The sequence below is a fragment of the Oceanobacillus bengalensis genome (assembly GCF_003628445.1).
Lineage (GTDB): Bacteria > Bacillota > Bacilli > Bacillales > Amphibacillaceae > Oceanobacillus > Oceanobacillus bengalensis.
This window is the reverse complement of sequence record NZ_RBZO01000012.1, coordinates 102,862-110,230: the sequence shown is the minus strand read 5'-3', so window position 1 is coordinate 110,230 and position 7,369 is coordinate 102,862. Positions and strand designations below refer to the sequence as shown.

The window sequence follows — 7,369 nt, the reverse complement described above, 5'->3', positions numbered from 1 at the left end:
CATATTACTAGCTCCTTTCGTATTATAGCTCTGATTTGGTATTTGGGTTTTGTAATGCAGTATTACCAAATTAATCTACGATATTACGATTAAGGGGCTAGTTTCGTTCATGATAACTCCTGTGGGAGGAAAGGCATCGGTGAGACTACGTAGTGCGTTAGCACGGAGGAGGCTCACCAGCCGCCCACGGAAAGCGAAGTGTATTGCCGGAACGGTGGTAGAGTACTATCTCAGGTTACTGCGCATTTTATATCAACTGCTGCGAAGAATAAAATAAAACAAACATTACGAAAGCAGCCTGATTTTAATACAAACGTCCGTTTAAATATAAAAATAGCGCTCGCTGGCAACAATACCAGCAAGCGCTAATCCTATTGATAAATATGCAAATCCCCATCTTTATAGGCGTAGTCAATATCGAATACATCCAATAATTCATCCAGTAAAATTCCCTCTATCTCTCGTTTTTCAAAGAATGCAGCCTTATCAATCGTATGCATTTCCTTCTGAATGGGAGCTGTCTTCTCCTTGAACGTTACGTCAAAGGTATGTTCATCATTATCTTCTACTACCATCCCTAAATACTCTTCTGCAAATTGGACATCAACATACAGACCATCTTCATAGTAGAACAAAAAGTCACGGTAGGAAAATATCTCACTAGCTGATGCTTCGTTTTGAATCTCTACAGATGACAAATAACTTTCACCTTGGACTTGGGCAGAATAGGCTTCGGTAATCCGACTGTTCTCTGTAATAGCATAGTTATTAATCTTCCTGCCTTCTGGTGCATTGACTAAGTTGTTTACATCAAAATAATAAATAGCCTTCACTCTTGGATACAGCTTTGGCAAATGTTTATACAATCGGCTTATTTTTTCCTCAGCAAAATTAACGTGATATAGCCCGTCTGTAACGGTATAATTCGTTGCACCAAACTCGCCAATTACAATTGGCTTGGTATCGCTGTACATGTTGTAGACGTAATCTAACAGTCTTAAGGGGTCTTCGAAATCAGACTTATCTTCTAAGCGGTCATTGTGATAAAAAACGTTATAAATATTTACGCCAACATAATCGACATATTCATCTCCAGGGTAAAATTCACTAATGGTATGTTCTGGCATGGTGAATACATTCCAAAGCATCATAACATTCGGGGCTTCTTCTTGCATCACATCGTGAACGACCTTCCATTTTTCTATGTATAGCTCTGCATTTCCAGAATAGGCGGTCCAGTTTCCGTTCATCTCGCTTGCATACCGCATTAAAATGGGAACATCGGATGCTTTGGCTTCTTTGGCAAACGCTCGTAAGTACGCATCATCCTTTACCTCTTCCAAACCATTATTTGGCTCCCAAGCGATTTGAGGGAATCCTCCGACAGACTTCACTTGATTAACCCATTCGGTAGGGAAGGGTTGTCCATATCCGACATAACGAAAATAGGAGGCATGATTTTTACCTGTAACTTCATTAAATTTGTTCATGCTCGTATCAATGAACTCATCTTGGATAACGTATCCACCAAGATAAACACCATCTTGAGGTTCGTATTTTGCAAGTGGGACATCACTTTTATGTAGAAAAATAGTTGTACCAATTTCTTTATTGTAATCTTCTTTTTGTTGTTCTTCCGGACTCGATAACTGCACCGTATTTGTTTTCTTGTCTAGATAATAATCAATCTTAACTCCTAAATACTTCTCAATGTGCAATTCTGGTAAATAAACAATATCATTTTTTATCACGTAATCACGCACTTCATTTTCTTTCGCTTGATTGTTCTGCACGATGTTATCTTCATATTTCAGCTGGTTATTCTGATAGGTAATATTGATACTTTCACTAGTTTGCTCCACATCCAATTTCAGAACATCAGTAAGATCAGGTAAGGATAAATAAATTGACCCGTTTTCTGAAAAAATTTCTTGTTTGGTTTTATAATGGTCACCGTCAAACACGATATCACGTGAGAATGATGAATTCCCTTCTGGTGGAGGATTTGATTGATTATGATTGGCAAATCCCCACAAAACACCAGTACCAATAAGTAGGAAAACAGCTATGACTGCAATTAAGAGTACCTTTTTATTTGCCATGATTTTACCTTCCTTTTTTCTGAAAATGTTTGTAATGCCATTTCGGCTGTTTGTAAAGCGAGTCTTCGATAATTGCCGACCATTGTTTCCAAACGCCTCCGCTCATTGGTTTCATCTAGCAATAAATGCTTAGCATGATCTAAAAGAGTCATTTCGTCCCAATCTTCTTTTTCCACATGACCTGTGACAGGTTGTTGAAACATCTCCATAAAGGCATCTATTTTTGGGTCATAAGAAATAGCTAAAAAAGGTGTATTGCCGATTGCAGCAAAAATTAAAGAGTGCAGGCGCATTCCGATTAATAAATTCGCTTCTGAGATAATGGCTATTTTTTCTTCTAATGAGCTATCGGGAGAGAAGATGGAGCTTTCTTCTGTCATGTGTCTTGCAATTTCCAAAGAAGTCTCCTTATCCTGCTTTCCGTGCATTGGAACAAAAATAACTTCATATCCATATTGAACGAGGGAGTCCAAGCTATTAGCCATCATTTCCTTATATTTCACCTCTGTTGGCCACTCTCGTACCGATACAGCAATCGTTCTTTCCCTTTCGTTACGCTGGAGCTGCTCGAGTCGAATACTTAATACAGGGTCAGGCATAAGTTCAATTTGCTTCACGACACCAATTTCCTCCAATAAGTTCTGTGATGCTGGATCCCTTACAGTAATGGAATTTGTCTTATTAAAGGTATGTCGTATAATCCACTTTCCTAGTTTTTGGTTAACCGGACCGACTCCCTGTGCATAAATGAAGACAGGTTTTTTATGCCATTTGGCAAGTTGGATAATTCCGCAATAATAGGGGATAGATTTCATACTTGTTTGATCCTGCATTAGACTTCCGCCACCGCTAATGAGACCATCGGATGCCTTGATTACTCGACTAACCTCTCGGAAATTACTTCGTTTGACGGCGTGAACGTCATATAATCTTTCTGTTAAGAGAGGGTCCTGGGATAATACGGTAATCTTTGTTTCAGGTTGAACCTTTCTAATTGCTAGAATCATAGAATACAAGATTGCCTCATCACCAACATTATCAAAGCCGTAGTATCCAGAAAGGACCACATGCATTATGACCACCTCGTTTTAAAGAGTTTTAAAAGATAGGGAGAGAACCTTTTCACTAGATAAATAAGTAGAATGCCAATCAGGTATCCAAAAAGTAAACTGTAAAAGCTCCTTAATAAAGATAGATGTAAAGGGATATGAAAATGTGTAAAAGTATTCATCATGGATAAAAACCCGATGACACCTGGAATCAATAATACTTTTCCTATGATTTGTTGCTTGTTCATCATATATAAAGCTAAAAGATAGAGTGGAAAACCGATAAGAAACTCCTTTGTTCTAGGGCGTACATATAACCATTCTTCCAGTTTATTTCGAATCACTAATTCGAGATCACTAACGATTCCAGCATTTCCAGTTCGACTGACGTAATACAAGAAGGCGGCAGCGATAAGGATACCTACAAGTACATGCCAATATTTCACTTCAGCCTGTAGTATCTTGGTTTGCATCACGAGATGTAATGCCTTTCTTCCAAATAAATACAAACCAACGAAAAGGATAGGAACCACATAAATTAATTTCACGCCTCTAAATACTTCCACACCTGTAATAAAAGCATTTCCATTTAGCAGACCAACGACAATTACGATACCTATAAAGCTTATTCCGATTGCTTTCATGTATTGCCTTGTAATCTTACTTATCGTATTCGTCTGTGATTGAGAAGTTGCTAGTACTGCAAAAATTGGTGTGATGATTGCTATTATTAATGCGAACGCTTGTAGAAATACGAGCTTGTCTAAAGTTAAGTACAATCCAGCTAAACTAGCCATAAACAGTATAGCTAAACCTTGAATCATTCTACTTTTCATCATCCTTGAGGATAAATAGGTAAACAAGATTCCAGCTAGAAGAACACAAATTTGTATCCATTTAGACTCTGATATTTGTTTAAAGGGCTCAGGAGAACCTAGTGCAAAGTGACCTGGCATCTGTGCATTCACTCCTGAGACAAAAGCAGTAGCATTTTCTAAGCTTTCTTCAGGATCACCAGTTTGTAAGTGAAAGAAGATGGAGCGAATATGCCGTTCTTTCACAGCCCGAACGGCTTGATGAATACTTTCGTCCAGTGATTTCTGATTTAAATTCATGCTATGCAGTCTTAGTATGTTGTAATCAGTATTTCTAGCAAGCGTTTGGAATCCCCTTTGGTGTGAAAATTCAATCATATAATAGTGGAAACCAGCCTCGGTTAACTGCGCAGTCCAGCTATTCATTCGCTCGATATCTGGATAGCCGACGACTTCCTCACCAGAAAAAAGAATATTCGTTTCACTGTTATTTAGATCAACTAATTGCTCCATATGAGAATGGGTGATACTTTTATCATTCGGAACCCGTAAAATATAGTTGAGATTATTAGACTTAATTTGTTGGAGAATTAATTCATCGTAACCAAGCATAGTGTTCTGCGTGATATCGGCATTCTCGGGAATATGATAAAAAGGGACACCTGCAATGTTGATCTCCTCCAGATCAAGACTTTCTAATAGGAAATTACGGTAATAAGCATTTTCTGGAACGGTGATATAATAGTTATCCTCATCCATTTCAAACGCATTTCCCTCATTTGAAAAAAATAACATCTCGGCAATTTCTGATCCTGTATAAAGACGAATAATCCCTTGTTTTTCCAAGCTACTTAAAGTGGTAGGATTCAGACTTACTGTCGTGAGTCCAGCAGCTTTCAATTGTGATAGTACTTCATCAACAGATTGCTCACCATCTGCTGTTGAATTATAAATTTCCTCATAGGGTACTACCATTTCATAAGTATTATTTTGTGCTTCAGCATTCCACCGCTCGTATAGTCCAGGGGAAGAAGCAAGGATTAATAATATGATCGTGATCCAAATGCCCTTTTGTTTACTCATCTTTTTCTTCCTCTCCTTGAAAATAATACCCATTAAATGGCTGACTATTGGAATACGCTTTAAATCCTCTTTTTCAATGACTTTCCACAAGAGCAAAAGTATAAAGTAGACTGTCATTCCGAATAAAACAGCTATAAAGATATACAGTAATGCTTGCACTCTCGACCATTCCGTGAAATCTATGAAAAGGGTTGGCAATCCTATGATGCTAGCCATAATAATAGAAGAGAATAGGATTTTCATAGAATTTAAGTTTATGATTGTAAAGGATACCTTCCTGTATATGGCCAAACTATTGATACTATATAAGATGAGATAAACCAGTAAGGTAGAGATTGCTGCCCCTATCAAACCAAAAGCTTGAACCAAAAAGACGTTAGAAAAAGCCTTCAGCAATACGCCAGCCAAAATGATAATTGCTGCTTGTTTGGCAAAATTAAGACCTTGTAAAATGCCTGTACTTAATACGGTAAGCGAAGTGAATATAGAACTTAAGCCAAGAATAGCAATTAAGCTACTGCCTTCTAAGTCTGAAAATAACCCTAAATTAATCGGTAGGCTTAATGCCAATAACCCTAGAGCTGCTGGCCAAGATATCATGCGAGACATGAGGAAAGTCTTTTCAATGGTCGCTTTCGTGCCAAGCATATCTTTGTTCGCTAATTTCTCTGTTAGTAAAGGGATTAATGGTAGAACAATGGAAGTAGCGAAGACCGTTGCTATTTGTACCAAAGCAAGCCCACGTCCATAAATGCCATAGAAATAAGTGATTTCACTTGTATCTATTCCAAACGTTCTAAGTCCAAAGGGAATGGTTAATGAATCAATAAAATTAATGAGTGCCATAGTAATTGAACCGATTGCAATAGGAATAGATAGGATTAGTATTCTTTTACTAAAACGTTTAAAGGTTTGAAAGGTATATGTAGTCTTAGAAGTGGGTTTCATTGATGAATGCTGATATTTCATTCGTAAATAAAGGAAAGAAGCAATTGCACCTATAACCGAGCCAATCATAATCCATCCAGCGACAATGTCATCAGAATAATTTTGTCTAACAAGAAAATAAGCAATACCGAGAATAAATATAACACGAATAATCTGTTCGATTACTTGTGATACAGCAGTTGGCCCCATATCTCCAAACCCTTGAAAAAATCCTCGATAAACTGCCATATATGGTGCAATAAGTAATGTAGCAGCGACTACAATCAGTGCTAACTGCGTACTAGAACCACCTAACGCATATGCAATGGGAGAAGAAAACAAATAGATAAAAGCAAAGCTTAAAACACCAAAGGAAAGTGCTAATATACTAGCAGTCACAAAGATTGGCTGTATATTTGCTTCTTCTCCATTTGTCTTTTGTTCTGCAATTAATTTGGAGATTGCAGTTGGGATTCCTGCAACCGATAAGATTAGTGCAACCATATAAACGGGATAGACTAAACTAAAGATTCCAAGAACCTCATCTCCTGCAATATTCTGTAAAGGAACACGAAATATGCTTCCGAAAAGTTTAGAAAGCAAAGTTGCAACCGTTAAAATGATCGTTCCTTTTATAAAGGTGGACCGACTCATATGGACGAACCTCTCCATTTCTGTTTATAAACTCGAAAAGCAAAACGAGGAAGTGCAAGCATTCTTCTCCATCTGCTCGGTTGATTAATTAAACGGTATAACCACTCGAGATTAAGCCTTACCCAAGTGTCTGGTGCACGCTTCACTGTTCCAGCTAATACATCGAATGATCCACCAATACCGATAAATATTCCATGCCCAAATGTAGAGATGTTTTCTGAAATCCACTTTTCCTGACGTGGTACACCTAATGCAACAAAAGTAATATCGGGTTGTAACTGTTGAATTTGATTGGTAATATCATTGTTATCCCAATCAAAGAAGCCATGATTAGAGCCAACGATTTCAACGTCTGGAAACTGCTCATTAATTGTTTTAATCGTTTGTTCTAAGGTCTCTGTTTGTGCACCAAGCAAGAATATCCGGTACCTTCTTTCATTGGCAATGGAAAGGAGTTGCATCATTGTGTCAAAACCAGTTACTCGTTCTGGTAATGGATTATTTAAAATTTGTGCAGCCTTGACAATACCTATACCATCGGCAGTAACATAATCTGCCTGCTGCACATAATCCATAAATTCTGGCTCTTCGTTTGCCTTCATTACAATTTCGGGATTTGCAGTAATGACGAAGGTCTTCTTTCTTTGTGCAATACGTTCGACTAGTAACGAAACAAACTGTTTTTGATTTGTATGTATAAAAGGGATCCCCATAATAGTGACATGTTTCATATGTAATG

Annotated in this window: 3 protein-coding genes and 2 pseudogenes; all 5 read right to left on the bottom strand. The window is 37.7% G+C overall.

Annotated elements, in window-relative coordinates; all coding sequences use genetic code 11:
* Nucleotides 1–371: 371 nt before the first annotated feature.
* On the bottom strand, nucleotides 372–2,102 hold the full coding sequence (locus D8M05_RS20175) for a glycosyl hydrolase (protein WP_183072754.1): 1,731 nt from the start codon (nucleotides 2,100–2,102) through the stop codon (nucleotides 372–374).
* Nucleotides 2,078–3,175: a polysaccharide pyruvyl transferase CsaB gene (csaB, locus tag D8M05_RS09550; protein ID WP_121131190.1), complete on the bottom strand. Its 1,098-nt coding sequence runs from the start codon at nucleotides 3,173–3,175 to the stop codon at nucleotides 2,078–2,080. The genes D8M05_RS20175 and csaB overlap by 25 nt, the downstream gene beginning before the upstream one ends.
* Nucleotides 3,175–4,941, bottom strand: a pseudogene (locus D8M05_RS20915) (DUF5693 family protein); the annotation flags it as partial. The pseudogene D8M05_RS20915 and the gene csaB, both read right to left, overlap by 1 nt.
* A gap of 150 nt (nucleotides 4,942–5,091) precedes the next feature.
* Nucleotides 5,092–6,630: pseudogene (locus tag D8M05_RS20910) on the bottom strand (putative polysaccharide biosynthesis protein); the annotation flags it as partial.
* Nucleotides 6,627–7,361 carry a WecB/TagA/CpsF family glycosyltransferase gene (locus D8M05_RS09540; protein ID WP_121131183.1) on the bottom strand — a complete coding sequence of 245 codons (735 nt, stop codon included), beginning with the start codon at nucleotides 7,359–7,361 and terminating at the stop codon, nucleotides 6,627–6,629. The pseudogene D8M05_RS20910 and the gene D8M05_RS09540, both read right to left, overlap by 4 nt.
* Between the last annotated feature and the right edge of the window lie 8 nt (nucleotides 7,362–7,369).